This is a genomic window from Sphingobacterium sp. UME9 (genome assembly GCF_014170215.1).
GTDB classification, from domain to species: domain Bacteria; phylum Bacteroidota; class Bacteroidia; order Sphingobacteriales; family Sphingobacteriaceae; genus Sphingobacterium; species Sphingobacterium paramultivorum.
Window position 1 is genome coordinate 444,569 of the sequence record NZ_LZZP01000005.1, and the last position, 17,366, is coordinate 461,934.

The 17,366-nt window shown below is 39.3% G+C and carries 15 protein-coding genes; 5 read left to right on the forward strand and 10 right to left on the reverse strand.

The features are described from left to right. Positions 1 to 7 precede the first annotated feature (7 nt). Entirely contained in the window at positions 8 to 2,887 is a 2,880-nt protein-coding gene (locus tag A9970_RS10395; protein WP_182982225.1) for a PD-(D/E)XK nuclease family protein, read from the forward strand. 94 nt (positions 2,888 to 2,981) lie between these two features. Here A9970_RS10395 and A9970_RS10400 read toward each other — a convergent pair whose 3' ends face one another. From A9970_RS10400 to A9970_RS10410, 3 genes are all read right to left on the reverse strand, one after another. Next, positions 2,982 to 3,851 carry a cupin-like domain-containing protein gene (locus A9970_RS10400; protein ID WP_088163188.1) on the reverse strand — a complete coding sequence of 290 codons (870 nt, stop codon included), beginning with the start codon at positions 3,849 to 3,851 and terminating at the stop codon, positions 2,982 to 2,984. 429 nt (positions 3,852 to 4,280) lie between these two features. Then, positions 4,281 to 5,051: a uroporphyrinogen-III synthase gene (locus tag A9970_RS10405; protein ID WP_075994453.1), complete on the reverse strand. Its 771-nt coding sequence runs from the start codon at positions 5,049 to 5,051 to the stop codon at positions 4,281 to 4,283. A gap of 11 nt (positions 5,052 to 5,062) precedes the next feature. Then, positions 5,063 to 6,037 (reverse strand): DUF4271 domain-containing protein, encoded by a 975-nt coding sequence (locus A9970_RS10410; protein WP_182982226.1) that lies wholly within the window; start codon positions 6,035 to 6,037, stop codon positions 5,063 to 5,065. A 123-nt stretch (positions 6,038 to 6,160) separates the two neighbouring features. Here A9970_RS10410 and A9970_RS10415 point away from each other — a divergent pair, with 123 nt between their 5' ends. Both A9970_RS10415 and A9970_RS10420 read left to right on the forward strand, forming a co-directional pair. Next, a complete protein-coding gene (locus tag A9970_RS10415; RefSeq protein ID WP_182982227.1) occupies positions 6,161 to 6,724 on the forward strand; it encodes a DNA-3-methyladenine glycosylase I in 564 nt (187 codons plus the stop codon). Positions 6,725 to 6,828: 104 nt separating this feature from the next. Beyond that, on the forward strand, positions 6,829 to 7,326 hold the full coding sequence (locus A9970_RS10420; protein ID WP_182982228.1) for a hypothetical protein: 498 nt from the start codon (positions 6,829 to 6,831) through the stop codon (positions 7,324 to 7,326). A gap of 44 nt (positions 7,327 to 7,370) precedes the next feature. Here the strand turns inward: A9970_RS10420 and hpt are convergent, their stop codons facing one another. Then, positions 7,371 to 7,910 (reverse strand): hypoxanthine phosphoribosyltransferase, encoded by a 540-nt coding sequence (gene hpt / locus A9970_RS10425; protein ID WP_075994457.1) that lies wholly within the window; start codon positions 7,908 to 7,910, stop codon positions 7,371 to 7,373. Between the two features lie 27 nt (positions 7,911 to 7,937). Then, the gene (locus A9970_RS10430; RefSeq protein WP_182982229.1) at positions 7,938 to 10,112 is read right to left on the reverse strand and encodes a transglycosylase domain-containing protein; all 2,175 of its coding nucleotides are present in this window, start codon (positions 10,110 to 10,112) and stop codon (positions 7,938 to 7,940) included. Between the two features lie 294 nt (positions 10,113 to 10,406). Between A9970_RS10430 and A9970_RS10435 the strand changes: the two genes are divergently transcribed. Then, positions 10,407 to 11,471, forward strand: a complete 1,065-nt coding sequence (locus A9970_RS10435; protein WP_153844347.1) for an Mrp/NBP35 family ATP-binding protein — start codon at positions 10,407 to 10,409, stop codon at positions 11,469 to 11,471. Between the two features lie 88 nt (positions 11,472 to 11,559). Here A9970_RS10435 and A9970_RS10440 read toward each other — a convergent pair whose 3' ends face one another. The 5 genes from A9970_RS10440 to A9970_RS10460 all read right to left on the reverse strand — a co-directional run bounded on the left by A9970_RS10440 (position 11,560) and on the right by A9970_RS10460 (position 16,148). Further along, positions 11,560 to 12,327 (reverse strand): exodeoxyribonuclease III, encoded by a 768-nt coding sequence (locus tag A9970_RS10440; protein ID WP_120335089.1) that lies wholly within the window; start codon positions 12,325 to 12,327, stop codon positions 11,560 to 11,562. A gap of 73 nt (positions 12,328 to 12,400) precedes the next feature. Continuing rightward, positions 12,401 to 13,159, reverse strand: coding sequence for a peptidylprolyl isomerase (locus tag A9970_RS10445; RefSeq protein WP_153844349.1), 759 nt, complete (start codon positions 13,157 to 13,159; stop codon positions 12,401 to 12,403). A 58-nt stretch (positions 13,160 to 13,217) separates the two neighbouring features. Then, entirely contained in the window at positions 13,218 to 13,565 is a 348-nt protein-coding gene (locus A9970_RS10450; protein WP_153844350.1) for a hypothetical protein, read from the reverse strand. A gap of 71 nt (positions 13,566 to 13,636) precedes the next feature. Continuing rightward, complete coding sequence (locus A9970_RS10455) at positions 13,637 to 14,083, reverse strand: low molecular weight protein-tyrosine-phosphatase (RefSeq protein ID WP_153844351.1); 447 nt, start codon at positions 14,081 to 14,083, stop codon at positions 13,637 to 13,639. 511 nt (positions 14,084 to 14,594) lie between these two features. Then, positions 14,595 to 16,148 (reverse strand): Do family serine endopeptidase, encoded by a 1,554-nt coding sequence (locus A9970_RS10460; RefSeq protein ID WP_153844352.1) that lies wholly within the window; start codon positions 16,146 to 16,148, stop codon positions 14,595 to 14,597. Positions 16,149 to 16,378: 230 nt separating this feature from the next. On the opposite strand from A9970_RS10460, the gene dapF reads away from it, so the two are divergent. Further along, complete coding sequence (gene dapF, locus A9970_RS10465) at positions 16,379 to 17,158, forward strand: diaminopimelate epimerase (protein WP_182982230.1); 780 nt, start codon at positions 16,379 to 16,381, stop codon at positions 17,156 to 17,158. The last annotated feature ends 208 nt before the right edge of the window (positions 17,159 to 17,366 follow it).

The window sequence follows — 17,366 nt, forward strand, 5'->3', positions numbered from 1 at the left end:
TAGCACGATGCAGACAGCCTTTCTAAAATTAGTAGCAGCAGACATTCAAAAACGTTTTGGAAACGATCTGAGTGAAATTGCCATCGTGTTTAATAATAAACGGCCGATTACCTACCTCAAAAAACATCTTGCCGAAGTGTATGGTCAGGCGATCTGGTCGCCGCAGTTTTTTACGATTCAGGAATTTTTCAGACTTTCGACCGATGATACCGAAGCCAGTCCTTTAACCCAATTTTTTCATCTGTTTAATATTCATAATGAGTTATTGGTAGCTGAGGGCAAGCAACCAGAAACGCTGGAAGAGTTCTATCCCATTGCCGAAATTATATTGAGTGACTTTGGTCAACTGGATTATGATCTCGTTCCCATCGAGCAGATCTATCTAGAACTTTATGACAATACCAAAATCGACATTGCTTTTCAACATCTCACGCAAGAACAGCAAGGGTTTATCCGTCAATTTTGGCAGTCCTTTTCTATTGCGGGGCATAGTGGAGTACAAGAGCGCTTTCTTCAACTTTGGAAAAGACTGCCCGTATTATATGATCGATTCAAAGAAAAGCTCAAAACAGAAGGCCAAACCAACTATCCAACAATCTACCGTGATCTGGTTGATGGCAAGGCTACAAATCAGCAGTTTGCATCTTCCTTTCAGCATATCCTTTTTGTCGGTTTCAATGCTTTAAATAAAGCCGAGGCAAAATTATTTAGACAATGGCAGGACAAAGGCAGCGCACTATTCTACTTTGATGCCGATGCCTATTACCTGGAGGACACTATGCAGGAGGCGGGACTTTTTATCCGTCGAAATATTTTTCAAACAGGTTTGGTCAATGCCCTTGGCGATAGCCCGAACATTATAGGCAATAGAACCTCAACCGTAAATCTATATGCCAGCACCGGAAAAATCAGCCAAACAAAATTGCTCTATGATATCCTCGAACAGCACCATAACATGGAACAGACCTCTGCCATTCTTCTAGCAGATGAAAACCTACTGGTTCCTTTGCTACAGAGTCTACCCGATGTCAACCCCAACATCACAACGGGATATCCCCTGACGCAGTCTCCCATTTTCGGCATCCTGGACCTATGGATGGATGTTCATTTGGAGATATCACAGTTCAAGAGACGGAAGATTCCTTATCAGGTCATAGAGACCTTTATCAACCATCCGCTCAGCATGGTTTCTTTGGCAGATAAACTTCAGATCCAAAAAGAGATTGCCGACAAACAGCTCTTTGAGATCGCATTGGAGGAACTTCATCTCAAAAGCTCCCTGCCTCAGTTTTTTGTGCCAATCGAAAATTCTGCACATTTGATCCCTGCGCTCATTCTGATCGTCGATGACCTATTGCATAGCATCTCTTCTCAGGAGCGCATCCGCCAAATTGACAACAACCTCTTGATCGAAACAAAGAAAACGTTAAATCAGCTGCTACTGGGCTTTGAAACAGTTGCGCCCTTAAGCATCAGCTTCCAGATTGGCCTGATTAAAAAAGCAATTGCCCCAATTAATTCGGCGATAGAAGGAGATCCGCTGGAAGGAATTCAGATTATGGGACTCTTGGAGAGCCGTTGTTTAAATTTTGACAACGTATATATTTTAGGCGCAAATGAAGGCATTCTACCCAAAACGTCCAATTCACCGACCTTTATACCCAATAGCCTGAGAAGCGCTTATGGCCTTCCCATATTGGAGAATCAGGATGCCCTGTCAGCTTATTTATTCTATCGCCATTTTCAATACAGTGAAGGAATACATATTTTCTACAATGGCTTAGTAGACGAAAGCTCTACCGGCGAAGAAAGTCGTTTTATCAAACAGCTGGAGTTTGAAAGTAAATTTCAGTTTGACCGAAAAATTCAACAACAGACCATCCAATTTGCCGATAAAGCACAAGAGATTGTCATAGAGAAACGTGGTGAGGTCTGGGAAAAGATGTATCAGGACTTTATCGTCAACCAAAAAAGGATATCTGCAACAGCACTAACAACTTACCTGCAATCCCCGCTACAGTTTTTTTTAAAACATATTGCCGGCATCAAAGAACCGCCTTCAATCTCTCAGGAATTTGAGATGAATAAACTGGGAACTGTCATCCATAATGTCATGGAGAAGATATTCCTACCTTTCAAGGGGCAACAGGACTTTACACCGACAACTGTCTTACGGCACGAGATAGACAAAATAGAAGCACAGGTGATTCGTGAAATAGGCCTGCAATATCAGATCGAATTAAAGACAACACATGATTTAAACAGCCTGCAGCGGATCATGCTGAAGATTGCCTGCGAGTATGTCAAGATGTATCTTGAATATGACATCAACAATTACAAAGCATTTCGGATTATTGAACTCGAGAATGACAAGGATTATGTACTGCCCTTTCCTATTGAGATCAATGGAGAAGAACAACAGGTCACACTTTACGGCATCATTGACCGTGTAGATGAGGTCGTAACACACGACGATCGCATGATCAGTAGAATTGTTGATTACAAGACTGGTGGAGACTCGATCATATTCAAAGAAATCGACCAGGTGTTTGCGCCAAATACCGAAAATAAAGCCATGGTGCAGACGCTATTCTATGCCTATGTATTTGAACAGAAAACAGGAAGAAAACAACTCGAACCCCATCTCTATGTCGCCCGTAAAATGCGGGAAGAAGGGACATTATTCAGTGGTAAAGAGGGAATATTGACGGATGAATTCCTTGCTTTCCAGAAAGAAAATTTTGTCAGATTCCTGCGAGATATTCTTCAGGAAATCTTTAACCCAGATGTTCCATTTCGGCATAACCCGGACGCAATGATTTACCCCAGCGACCCTTATACACTGTTCTACCGGGAAGCTAGCAAATGGGTTGATGCAGAAGAATGAGTACAGCAAAGGCTTTAAGAAGAGGTCAAACTAAATGATGTACAAAAAATACATTTAAAAACAAAAGGGGACATTTTACTGTCCCCTTTCTATATTAACGTTTATTTCTTTTAATTGCATTATTGGCTCGACGTTTTGCTGTATTAATTTTATAATGGAACCAATGGTCTTTGAAGATCTTTCGCATCGTATTGTCAAAATGCCTTGTGATAAACAGATTACGCGCCCCCTGCAATTTCTCGCTGATCGAATTTGCTAAAGCCCTAACAGAAATCGAATAGCCTTCTGTCTCATATTGAATATAATGCCACCAACCTGCCGGCATATATAAGGTCTCTCCAGGATGAATAACCGCTTCATAACCATCTAAGTACTTAATCCCGGGATATTCCTCTTCACTACTATATTTGGGGTTTGCAATACTATGAAAATTGTATGGCAATTTATACATCAAATCAGATTGATCATTCGGAAAAAGCCAAATACGTTTTAATCCTTGAAATTGAGAAATAAATACGTGTGACATATCAATATCGAAATGGTTACGGGTACTTGACCCCTCTCCACCAAAGAACATAAATGGCAACCATTGCAATACCTTACCTCCTGTGACATCGTTATAAATAACATCGTGTTTCAGTTCAGGACGTATTTTGAGTAGATTGAACAAAAACAACCGTAACTCTGTAGGTTCTTTTGTGATCAGATCCAAATATTCTGCAAATGTCATATGGCCAACAGGAGCACTGGCAGCACGGTCCATTGATTCTTCCTCTTTTCCATAGACATCTATCTTTATATCTCCTGCGATTTCCTTAAAGTAATCATAACTCCATTTCTTCCACGCTGGACTTTCTGCACTTATAAAATCTGATATAATTACAGGAAAACCTGGTTTCAGATAATTCTTTAAAAAGTCCTCTGATTGAATGCCCGAAATTTTATCAACTTGCTTTAACTTCACGACTGACTAATTTTGCTTAATTACAAACATAAAAAAATATTTCTATCAAATTTTAAAAATACTGCCTATGCTTTATTTTTAATTGGAATAAATTATTCCAAGCAATTTAATAGAAATATACTTAAAATCTCAATGACCATCGTCACTTTTATTACATTTTAACATCATCGATTCGACTCGCCACCATTTCTATACCCCTACAGATAAAAATACGATTCATCTATCTTTCATACAACATGAACATACTTCACAAATTGATCATCCGGCCAATTCGTAAAATTGTCATCGTACCATTCCCGATTCGGAATGATAAAACTCAACAACAACGCCCGTAAAAGTCTTTACAGATCTTTGCGGACCTTAAACTGCATAAATAACAAAAAAAGGGTCTTAAGAACCCTTTTTTTGTTATTTACCTTATGTTAGGTACTACTTATTTACCTTTTTGATATATTCTTCTACAGCCATCGTCATACTAGGAGCTTTTGGTGTTGGAGCAGGGATATCTAAAATCAATCCGTGATCTAAAAGTGCCTGTTGAGTAGAAGCACCAAATGCTGCAATCCTGGTATTATTCTGCTTAAAGTCAGGAAAGTTATCATATAAGGACTGTACACTTGAAGGGCTAAAGAACACGATAACATCGTAGAAAACATCTTTCAAATCAGTCAAATCGCTTACAACAGTTCTAAAAAGCACAGCTGGTGTAAATTTATAGCCGTTTTGTTGTAACCAATTACTTGTTTCCTCATTAGCTACATCCGAACAAGGGAACAAGAAATTCTCCCCTTTGTGTTTTTTCAATACCTCTTCAAGGTCTTTCGCGGTCTGTTTACCAAAGAAAATCTTCCTTTTTCTATATTGAATATACTTTTGAAGATAGAGGGCAATCGTCTCTGAAATACAGAAATATTTCATTTCTGCAGACACTTCAAATCGCATCTCTTCACAAATTCTAAAATAATGATCTACAGCATTTCTACTCGTAAATATTACGGCAGAATAATCTGCTAAATTAACCTTATCCCTACGCACATCTTTGGCAGGAACTCCTTCTACGTGTATAAAACCTCGAAAGTCTAATTTTAACCCGTATTTCTTTGCTAAATCATAATAAGGGGACTTATCGTTTTCAGGTTTTGGTAAAGTCACCAGTACACTTTTTACCTTCTTTGCTCTTTCTACGTCTGAAGTTTGCATATTAACCAGTTTTAGCTCAATAATCTTAACAGTATTAATATTGGTGCTATTTCTAGGCAACAAAGGTACAAAATTAAATAGGAAATTGAAAATTTATACATAGACATAATATGAGCCGCGGTCTTAAGAAATCGATAGAAAAAGAGTAAAGCCGCTCCAACGATGGCCAAATGCAGCACAATACCTACTGATGTCAAGGGTACAAGGCTCAAAATTAATAGTACAGGAAGCATTAAAAAAAGCGTATTGAAATAAATCAGATACAGCACTGTCACATACTCCTTTACTAGCTTTCTAATTTCAAAAACAAAGGATAAGAATCGGATGAAACCAATTTTTAGCGCAAATAAACCGCCCACCATTCCCGCCGTCTTCATATAATTGGGAAAAGTAATAAAATCGAATCTATTTAATTCATACGCATAGAATAGACTTACAAATAAGCCTATCGCCCCGGAGAATAATACGAATAGAAAAATAAATGGCCAGGATGTCAAAATCGTATCCTCTTTGCTTACAGAGAGTAAAACCCGATCATCCCAGTAACCCTGAAAAACCAATTTGATATCAGAGGGAAAAAATACCCGAATCAACCCAACACCAAAGATCAATGCAAGAACCGTAAATAGAATCCAGTTTTCACGATGAGCCTTGAGCGTCCCATATTGCCGATCCAAATTGCTTTTTCTCAGTTCACCCTGAAAATACTGCTGTACATCAAAATTATAAATGTTATGAACCCTTAAACCTTCCCCGTTCACTGTTACGATCCGATATTGATCTTGTAACGCTGGGTTCAAGGACGCCAAAACTTTTTGGTTAGGCGTTTCGACAGAATCCCTGACAACATTTAGACTATCCGTCCTAACGATGCTGCTGTCCTGAACAACTGCCCGTAAAGTCCGTCGCTGTGCATTTGATCCTGTTATTGAAAATAGCAGGAATACTACAAATAGAAAATGATATTTGAAGATAGTTACGCTCATTAAAATGAATTGTCTCTTAACGGCAATGAAATGTTCAACAACCGTCTATATTCGAAACTCTTAAATTGTGGTCGTAAAGTTAGGATAAAAAGTTATATTGCATTCAAAAAATCTTCAGAGAACATGTACAAAGAAATCACACGTTGTCAATGGTGCGGATCTGACCCACAATATGTAGACTACCACGATAAAGAATGGGGACGACAAGTCCGCGATGACAAAACTTTATTTGAATTCTTGATCTTGGAGTCTGCACAAGCTGGTCTAAGCTGGATCACGATTCTTCGTCGAAGAACGGCATACCAAGAAGCTTTTGCCAATTTTGATGTTGACCAAGTCGCTGCTTATACAAACAAACATGTTGCTAGACTTTTGGTCGATTCGGGAATCATCAAACACAGGAATAAAATTGAATCCACCATTACCAATGCGCAGCACTTCAAGAAAATCCAAGCAGAATATGGTAGCTTCTACGACTATTTATACACCTTTTTGCCCGAAAAACAACCGATTGTCAACCACTGGACCAGTTTGCAACAGGTACCTGCAACTACAGCTATTTCTGATAAAATAGCAAAAGACATGAAGAAAAGGGGATTCAAATTTTTCGGTTCTACCATCTGTTATGCTTATATGCAGGCCGTTGGAATGGTGAACGACCATATCGAAACCTGTTCGTTTAAATAGCTAACCATTAAAATACGCATAGGTTTCGCAAATACTAATTTATAGAAATCAAAACAGGTTCTCTACACCATAAAAACAGACCGTTAAGAACAGAAATGCAGTATATGAATCAAATCGACCTAAAACAAAACCAATTGGTATTAAAAGAAAAAAGAGGTCCGCTAATTGCCAGACTATTCATCTATTTACTTACCATATTTTCTATAATTCTACCCCTTGGTGGCGTCACTGTCAATGTATCCAATAGCGGGCTGACAATTGTGGGTGTTATCATGCTTGGCTTATTTGGATTAATAGCATACTATATGCTCCGTGTTTCATTATGGAATACCTATGGCGCTGAAATTATTGAATTTCAAAAAAACAAAATCAACTACACCGCCGACTACCAATGGTTTAAAGGGGGTCAAAAAGAATTTGATTTTGAAAAGATAGACTTTACAATACAAAAATCGGGCTATGAGGAAGATAACAAAGGTGTCTTAGTCATTAAATTTGATGAAAAGGAAATATTTGAAACTGTCTCTAAATTACCCTTGTCTGATTTAGAAATTTTACGCATAAATCTAAAGGAATTATACAACGATCAAACAATTGAATAAATCAAAATTCTATAGTTGCAATCTAATGATCACTTGTTAGTACATTAGACTGCTACGTTTTTATAAATATCAGGGAGATTCCGACAAAGACCATTAAAGTCCATACCATACCCAACGACAAATTCCTTACTTATTTCAAAGCCAACATAGGTCAATTCCTCGAAATGATACTGCAGCGCCTCGGGTTTCACCAGAAGTGCACAGGCAATCACACTCGCTGGATTCAATTTTTTCACGGCATCCAATGTATACTTCAGGGAATGCCCAGAGTCAACAATATCTTCTACAATAATCACATCACGGCCTTCAAGATCAATACCAAGTCCTAAAAGCTCGTTTAATTCAGATTGCCCCGTTCCAATATAAGACGCCAACTTAATAAACGACATCTCACAAGGAACATCAATTTGCTTAAGCAAATCTGCCATAAACATAAAACATCCGTTCAAGACGCCTATAAAAACAGGCTGTTTATGTTCATAACGCAGGCTTATATCAATCCCCATCAAGCGCACTCGTTTCTGAATTTGCTCCTCTTCAAATAAAGGTTCGAAAAGCAGTCCGTCAATTTCTATCTTTTTCATGCTAATATTCTTCTTTCGTCACAGGCACTATTTATGTGCGTCGTTTTCTTTTTCCTCTTTTTTACGCCCCAATATCTTATCAAATAGCGATCGTTTTGGTTTCTCCTGCTCACTAGCCTCCTCATCTTTCTTTTCCGTCAGATCCATTTGTTTTAGCTTCTTTGGAACAGATACACGCTCAAGATTGTCGGCAGGAGAATTACTTTCGAGACGATCGAACAACAATGGATCATCTCCCATATCAAATACATCAACAGAATCGACCACAGCTGGTCTTGCTGCTCGCAGATGCGGCTGCAGAACAACTTCATAAAAACCATAATTTGAAGTTGTTGAATCCACACTAATCTGCCCTGTTTTGGTCATAATATGACCATAGGTATTAAAATAGCGCAACATATTCCCTTTCAGGTGCCCTGTCCAGTCAAAAAAGTTCAATCCCTTTTTAGGACGCGGAACAATGCTCGACAAAAATATACTTTCTCCAAGGCCTAATTGCGCCGGTGTTTTCCCAAAATAATAGCGTGCAGCTTCGGTAATACCATATACATTATTGCCCCATTCGATGACATTCAGGTAAACCTCGTACATGCGTTTTTTACTCACTTGCTGAGAGCGTTCCATCAGCCATACCAGCAAAATTTCTTCCAGCTTCCGCACCACGGTCTTATTCCGATTTAGAAAAACATTTTTCACCAGTTGCATTGATATCGTACTTGCCCCTCGTTTAAATCCTTTCTCCTTGATATTTGTAGCAATGGAGAGCTTAAAAGCCTTCTCCTCAAAGCCCTTGTGTTTAAAGAAAAATGGATCTTCTGTATTGATCAAACTAATCTGCATATAACGGGATATTTGATCTATAGGTGTAAAATTAGGGTTTTGAGGTCCGACAACAATCTCCCGCATCGGCTTACCATCTTCATAGGCGGTATACGTGAATGGTGTATTTAACATCGCAATATCGGCCTCCCCCCATTTGACTACTTTTAAATCCTTATCATCCATCTTAGAAGAGAAAAGAAGCTTTTCGGGCTTTTTGATTTCGAGAGCAAAGTTCAGATCGTATTGAATATGCCCCTCCACCTGAATACCGTCTAAGCCAGGAAATAATCCAACTGGCATGGCATCAAAAAAGTGCTGAGCCTCTATCCTATCGGTATGAATGGCAAGGAAGAGTTCTTTTTCCGGCTTGTGCACATATTTGATATAAGGAGAAAACACAAAATCTTTGACCTGTACGGTACTTTCTTTGCTTACTTCAATCGACGATGCTCCGATATTCAATGCACCTTGCATTCTGGCCTCAGGAAAGATAACATCTTTACTAGAAATACGCCAGTGATTTACTTTCAGATTTTTAAATCCCCATTGCCCATGCAACTCCAGTAACTCCTTATTTCTTCTATGAGCCTTGTCCAATCGGAAGGATATTTCATCAAAACTTACCGCAAGACCAAATTTGCGCTGTAATAGTGGAAGATTTACCTCCTTCTTATCGGAAAAAAGACGAAGATCACACTCTTGATTATCTGAATCAATCGTTCCGGTCAGATTCCAAGCTGCCTCATGGTCATTTAGCAAGAACTTCGTTTCCATATCTCCGCCGTCTATCACAGCAGAAGGAATAACAACGCGTTGTGAAGTACTGTCGTCACGATAGGAAAGTTCAAGGTTTTTGAGATCGAGATCATTTGGAATCTTAAAAAATACATTTTTCAACAATCGATCTGCCAAGGCCGCCAGATTCTGCTTTGGGTTATCATTTTCAACAGTATCCTTTTTCTGCTTTTTGAACAGGAAATCGTAGTTACTGATCGAATCCTTTTTAACAAGAGAAACCTTCCCATTATCTAAAAGAACTTGTCCTAACTTCACATCCCCAAATAACAAAGGCCATAATTTAACAGATACTGTCAAATCATTGATTTGGGCTAATTGATCTCTATTTTTGGGCAATAGCTGTATATTCTTAAACTGTACGGCATTAATCCCCTGGAAAGCATAATATTGAATCTTCAATTCCATATCATACTTTTCAAGCAACTTCGCTTTCGCTTTGTTGATTGCTCCCATGAGCATGGCATCTCTTTTCTGATAAGCATACGTGCCTACTGCGATCGCCAAAACCAAAATAGCAGCTAAAGCGATATAAAGCCATCGCCATTTGCGGGACTTAAAAGATGTTATAAATCGATTGGACATAATTATTACTTAATGCAAATTCGTGCATATCAACAGTCAAACTTAGATAAATTTGGCTGCATATACAATTATAATTCACTGAAACCAGGATGGCCTTTATCCCTTTCTACAGTCCGACAAAATTATTTAGAAAACACCTTGGTTACCCGAAAACGAAAATGTACTGGATAACGGATCTTTCCTAAAGATTAGGAGTACGATACAGTAATCTTAATCCCATTAAAAACAAAGAAATGACATGAAATTGATCCGCAATGAGTAGTTTTGTAATCCATGATTACAAATGAATAATAGATGGTTACCAAAGAACAAATATTAAATGCATTATCCTATGTTGAAGAGCCTGATTTGAAAAAGGATCTTGTAACATTGAATATGATTCAAAATATCGAGATCGAAGGTGAAAAAATTTCTTTCGATGTCATTTTAACTACTCCAGCTTGCCCGCTTAAGGACCATATTGAACATGCCTGTCGAAACGCCATAGCCCATTTCATAGACAAAAACCTCGAAGTTCATATCAATATGACTTCCAATGTGATCGGAAAACAAGGTGCGCAAGTCTCAGGTATTAAAAACATCATCCTGGTATCTTCAGGCAAAGGTGGAGTTGGTAAATCTACTGTTGCCGCAAATCTTGCGCTTGCTCTCCATGCTAAAGGTGCTAAAACAGGACTTTTAGACGCCGACATCTATGGTCCATCTCTTCCGATTATGTTTGGGCTTGAAGGCGCTAAACCAGGTTCAGTTGAAATGCCAGACGGTCAGGTTAAAATTGAACCGCTTGAAAAATTTGGACTGAAATTACTTTCAATAGGATTTTTCACTGATCCAAACCAGCCTATTCCATGGCGTGGACCGATGACAACCTCGGCCATCAAGCAGCTTTTTAACGATGCACATTGGGGTGAACTGGATTACCTGGTTGTTGATATGCCTCCAGGTACTGGTGACATCCATATCACCGTATCTCAGACATTCCCTATCGCGGGAGCGGTCATTGTCACAACCCCGCAGCATGTTGCCCTGGCTGATGCTGTAAAAGGAATTGGAATGTTCTTAATGGATAGCATCAATATTCCATTATTGGGTGTCGTGGAAAATATGGCCTATTTTACACCAGCTGAACTGCCAGAGAATAAATATTATATTTTTGGTAAAGATGGCGGAAAACGTCTTGCAGAAGAATATAAAGTTCCTTTCCTAGGTGAAATCCCTTTGTTAAAAGGCATTTCTGATGCAGGAGATAATGGTTTCCCTGTTGCCATAGATACCGAAGATCCTGTAACGAAATCATTTTTAACGATCGCAGAGAAAGTTGCCCAGCAACTTTCCATTATCCATAGCCAGGGGAGATAGTTCGTTAATAATGTGCTCTTGCGCTTCACCATAAAAAAAGGCTTTCATACGTATGAAAGCCTTTTTTTTATGAAATGTTATCTAATTATTAGATAGCAAGCTCCAGCAATACCGGGCAATGGTCGGAATGGACTGCATCCGGCATTATGCTGGAAGATTTGATTTGTTCCGCCAAAGGTTTTGAAACCATATTATAATCAATACGCCAGCCCAAATTCTTTGCACGAGCCCCTGCGCGATAGCTCCACCAACTATAGTGGTGTGGATCAGGATTTAAATGGCGAAAAGAGTCAATATACCCCGAATTAATAAAATTCTCCATCCATTCGCGCTCTTCCGGAAGAAATCCCGAAGAATTTGCATTTGATTTTGGATTGTGAATATCGATGGCACGGTGACAAATATTATAATCACCACAAACGACCAAATTCGGTTTTTCGATCAAAAGCTTATCGCTATATAACTGAAAATCCTCCAGAAAACGGTATTTAAAATCCTGTCTCACATCTCCTGTTGTACCTGATGGAAAGTAGGTACTCATCACTGAAACCTGATCAAAATCAGCACGGATAATACGCCCTTCAAAATCATAATCTTCATGACCGCAACCATACTCAATATGCTTAGGTGTGATTCGCGTAAACAAGGCGACTCCGCTATAGCCCTTTTTTTGAGCTGGATACCAGTAATGCTCATAGCCCATCTGCTCCAACAAAGCAATTTCGGGAATTTGATCCGGTGTAGCTTTAATTTCCTGAAGACATATGACATCCGCATTTACAGTTTTCAACCAGCCTAACCAATCTTTCTTCAAGGCTGCACGTAAACCATTCACATTATAGGTTACTATTTTCATTTTTTGAGTATTGAGATTCTAAATAATAGGGAAAAAAGCGCTTCAATCCCTGATTTGCGACTTCATAAAAACATTAATAATCCTTAGAAGAAAACAGATCACCGATTTTAGAAAAGATACCAGTCTGAGGTTTTAGACCTTTTAATTCCCGCTCTAAGTTTAACGCTTCTCGCCTCGTTAGCACATGCATGTTCATCTTTTGGTCGACTTCCGGTCTATCGTGCTTATCTGTTTTCACAGCTGCAATCTGATCAATAACATCCACTCCCTTGACCAACTCACCAAATACAGTATAATTCCAGTCTAAATGTGGCGCACCGCCAATAGTCGTGTACGCTTGGCGTTGGGCTTCCGAAAATTTCTTACCATTCATCCGTGTTTGCTCCAAACGATTGAGATCTTCAGGGGTGAATACTTTTCCCTGAACAAGATAAAACTGAGAACCCGAAGAAGCTTTTGCGGGATTGTTATCTCTAGCTGCTCCAATAGTACCTTTTTTATGGTATAGACCATCTTCGATCTCCGCAGGAATGGTATACCCTGGCCCTCCATTACCCAGCTGCGCTCCTCCAACGGCATTTCTTGAGTCAGGATCGCCCCCCTGAATCATAAAATTCTGGATGACGCGATGGAACAAGGTTCCGTCGTAGTATTTACTTTTTGCTAATTTCACGAAGTTATCCCGATGTTTTGGTGTCTCATTGTACAACCGCAGCACACAGGTCCCCTTGTCAGTAACGATCTGTACATATTTAAACTCGGGTTTAGCCGCAAATGCCAAAACCTGTAAAAAGCAGAATACTGCTATTAAACTAGCCTTTAAAAATCTCATCTGTTAATAATTATATGTTCCCATTTAGAACTTCCTGTCTTTTCAATTGTGTTATCTTCTAGATAACGTTTAATTCCTCAAAATAATTTATGATCAACGACTTCATAATCAGTTCCTGTTCCAAAAGAGTATAGTTAGGAATAGGTTTTACCAATTCCCAATGTGGCCACCCTTCTTCATCCAGACCTTTCAGATTATAAAATCCCATAGCACTGAAAAGACGACACGTCGCAATGTGCATCAATTCTTCTTTTTCTCGTTTTGAGAATTTTTGGGCACCTTTCCCCAATTCCTGAACACCAATAAGGAATAAACAGACCTTGATGTCAGGCTTTTCCATATCGAATAGCGAAGCAATTTCACCCTGTAGGATGCTCCACTTCTTGTTTACTTCTGCTGCCTTCATTTTTTTGTTTTAAACAAACTAAGATAAATTTACGATGATTTGCAAGCAAATTAACGCACAGATAAATACAGTTATACTATTGGATTCCCCCCTTTGGCAATAACCTCTGCACAACGTTGATCAATCATCTGAAACACTGGATCGAACAAATTATCATCAAAATACGGATCAGGAACAACATCATCTCCCAAAAACAATTTAACTTTGTGCAGATCTTCCTTATCAATCACCTGAGCGCATACATCCGCATAGTTTTGTCTATCCATTACAAATATAAGATCGTATTCGGAAAAAAATTGCGGTTTGAAATGCCGAGCCCGCTGACCGGAAATATCGACACCATATTTCTTTGCAATTGCTATAGCTCTACGATCGGGGGCTTCACCAATATGCCAGTCGCCTGTACCCGCCGATTCAACGACCCAGTTTAATTGCTTATCTGCTGCTTTTTGTTTCAATATACCATGTGCAAGGGGAGAACGACAGATATTTCCCAAACAAACCATTAAAATCTTCATCTCTATAATTTTTAAAAGCTATCAAAGAGTAGCCATACCACGCTATGATCCAACTAAACGGTGCAAAGAACGCCATTAGCCGACATAATCAGGCTTTCGCGCTTGTCAATAGCAAAATATGTAATAAATCACAAGGCCAGAAGGGCCCAGCATAAAAAGTGCTGGAGCTGTTTCGGCACTTCATTCCGCAAAATAGCTAAACTAAAATGATTAAGGAAACAACCGGCTTAAAATTGACTTACTTCTTACCAAGTGTCCTAGCTTTCCCATAAAGTCCTTCTGACTCCGTATCCACCAACAGCAATGAAAACAGACCGGAGAACTTTGCTGTCCAATAACCAAGTTCAATGAAGCCAATGAGACTAAACTCTTTTCATTAAACCAAGCGTAGCGAGCTGAATGATATCGTCATAAAAAATACGATCAATAACACAAAGCATAAAAAAGGTGGCCTAACCTTACGGTTAGAACCACCTAAACTATATTAATCAACCAATTCTTAATTCAATGTTTAATATTCTACAGGGAAGCTCAATTGAACAGCACCACCTTGCGGAGATACTCCTTTCAATCGTACAATATTACGTTGCGTTGCACCAAGCGCTGTTTCAACATCATCTACTGTATTGACCGCTTTTCCATTCACCTCTGTAATGACCAGTCCACGCTCTACACCGAAATAATCAAAGATGCCACCACGATTCACTTGGGTCACAACAACTCCAGAGTTTACCCCCAGTTCCTTTTTCTTCTGAGCTGAAGCAGGAATAAAGCTTGCCCCTAATTTATTGTAAATCTCCGTTGCACTTTTAGAAGCTTTTCCTCCTGTACTTGCAGTCTTCAAGGATTCTTCACCTTTCAATGTCATAGTTACTTGTTTTTCCTTACCATCACGTTTGTAAGTAACATTGACCTTATCTCCAGGACGCGCACGACCTATAGTTTCACTTAAGACAGGTGAACCTGTAATCACTTTTCCATTAATCTTGGTCAAGATATCTCCTTTTTTGACACCTGCAGCCTCTGCAGCACCGCCACCAACTACATCTTGAACATATAAGCCATCCACATCTGTAAAACCTTTTTCCTTGGCCAATTCAGGTGTTATTTCAGTATAAGTAACACCAATATAACCACGTTTTACATTACCGTATTCGACAAAGTCATCAACAATCTTTTTCACCAAATTGACCGGAATCGCAAAACCATAACCAGCATATGTTCCTGTTGGAGAGGCTATGGCCGAGTTAATACCAATCAATTCTCCAGAAGCGTTAGTCAAGGCTCCGCCACTATTCCCTTTGTTGATAACCGCATCTGTTTGAATAAAGGATTCGATCGCTGAACTTACTGGGATTTGATCCTGTCCACCACCAAATGGATTACCACGTTGTTGTTGACCTTCATTCAAAATACCAATCTGACGACCTTTAGCACTAATGATACCTGCGGTCACTGTAGATTGAAGTCCAAGCGGATATCCGAAAGCCAGTACCCATTCACCGACATTGACATTGTCTGAGTTACCCAATTTGACAACAGGAAGGCCCTTACCTGATACTTTCAACAAAGCCAAATCGGTATTCGGATCACGTCCGATCAATTTAGCTTCAAACGAACGCTTGTCTGTTAGTACCACTTCAATTTTATCTGCATCTTCCACGACGTGATTGTTCGTTACAATATAGCCATCATCGGAAATAATTACACCTGATCCAGATGCCTGTACGGGTTGCGACTGCATTTGACGACGTCCACCACCTTGTGGCATGCCAAAAAACTCTTCAAACATATCGAACGGAGAACCCTGCGATTGCTGCGACCCCTTACGGCTATAAGTAGTCTTAATATGTACGACACCCGGTGATACCGCCGCCGCAGCTTGGGTAAAATCAGGATTACCTGTAGAGGACATTACCCCTGTTGGATTGTTTGCAAAATAAACCTTTTGTTTGTCTTCGAAAGACATACCATCAAACTTCTTATTCTCAATAAGCTTGTAACCTCCTAATGCTACCGCTCCACCGAAAACAGCTGTTAATAGCGTTAAACCGACCTTATTCATAAACTTATTTTTATTTTAAAATGTCTTAATATAAGCTGATAATTTTTGCTCTTAAAATTACCGATTTTATTCGGATATGTTCAAATGTAATACCATTTCGAAGCCTTCGGAAAATCCGACACGTTAAAAAATGTTAATTACTAGACAAATGCAATCATTTTAACAAATCTTAACTTTTCTCCGTTTTTTTGTAACAAAAAAACGTACTTTTGTTACTACAAATCAACGTAATGGCATCAAAAGTAAGATTTTCAAAATATCAGGGAGCAGGCAATGACTTCATTTTAGTAGACAATCGCGACAATGCATTTGACCGCGCAGATGAAGCATTGGTAGAAAAGCTCTGTAACCGCAGGTTTGGCATTGGTGCCGATGGTCTAATGCTCTTACAAACCAGAGAAAATTACGATTTTGAGATGATTTATTATAATGCCGACGGCAGAGAAGGCAGCATGTGTGGTAATGGGGGCCGTTGTATCGTCGCTTTTGCACACGACTTAGGCATTATCACTGACAAAACTGTCTTTTTGGCAGTAGACGGCATACACCATGCCTCTTTATCAGCAGACCTTGTCAATCTCCAGATGATCGATGTAACAGATTTTGCCCGTGATGGAGAAGCCTATCTGTTACAAACCGGTTCTCCACATTATGTTGAGTTCGTAAAAAATCTGCAGGATAAAAATGTCTTCCAAGATGGCTACGCAATTCGCAATAACGCTACTTATGGAAAAGAAGGCATCAATGTAAATTTCATTGAAGCTGAAGGAGATGGTTATTTCCTCCGTACATTTGAGCGCGGTGTTGAAGATGAAACCTATGCCTGCGGCACTGGAGCAACTGCTGCGGCCATGGCTGTCGCCTTGCAGCAAAATTTAGAAGGTGATATCAATATTCCTATCCGAGTATTGGGAGGACAGCTTTATATCTCCTTCCATAAGCAGGGCAAGCATTTCACAGAGGTGTTCTTAAAAGGCCCGGCACAGTTTGTCTTTGAAGGGAACTATTAGATTTTTACTCCTATAGCGATCAAGGTTAATTGCAATCCAAATTTTCCATCCAAGAAAATCAAGATTGGAATATCGCCTGCTACCCTTGGTGTTCACGTATATTTGAGTACAACGCTCTTCATGTAGTTAGGTATTAGATTTTAACCAAACGCTAAGCAATCCCCAGTAACCGATTTTTAAAATTTCAACGCGCAAATTGCGATTAATG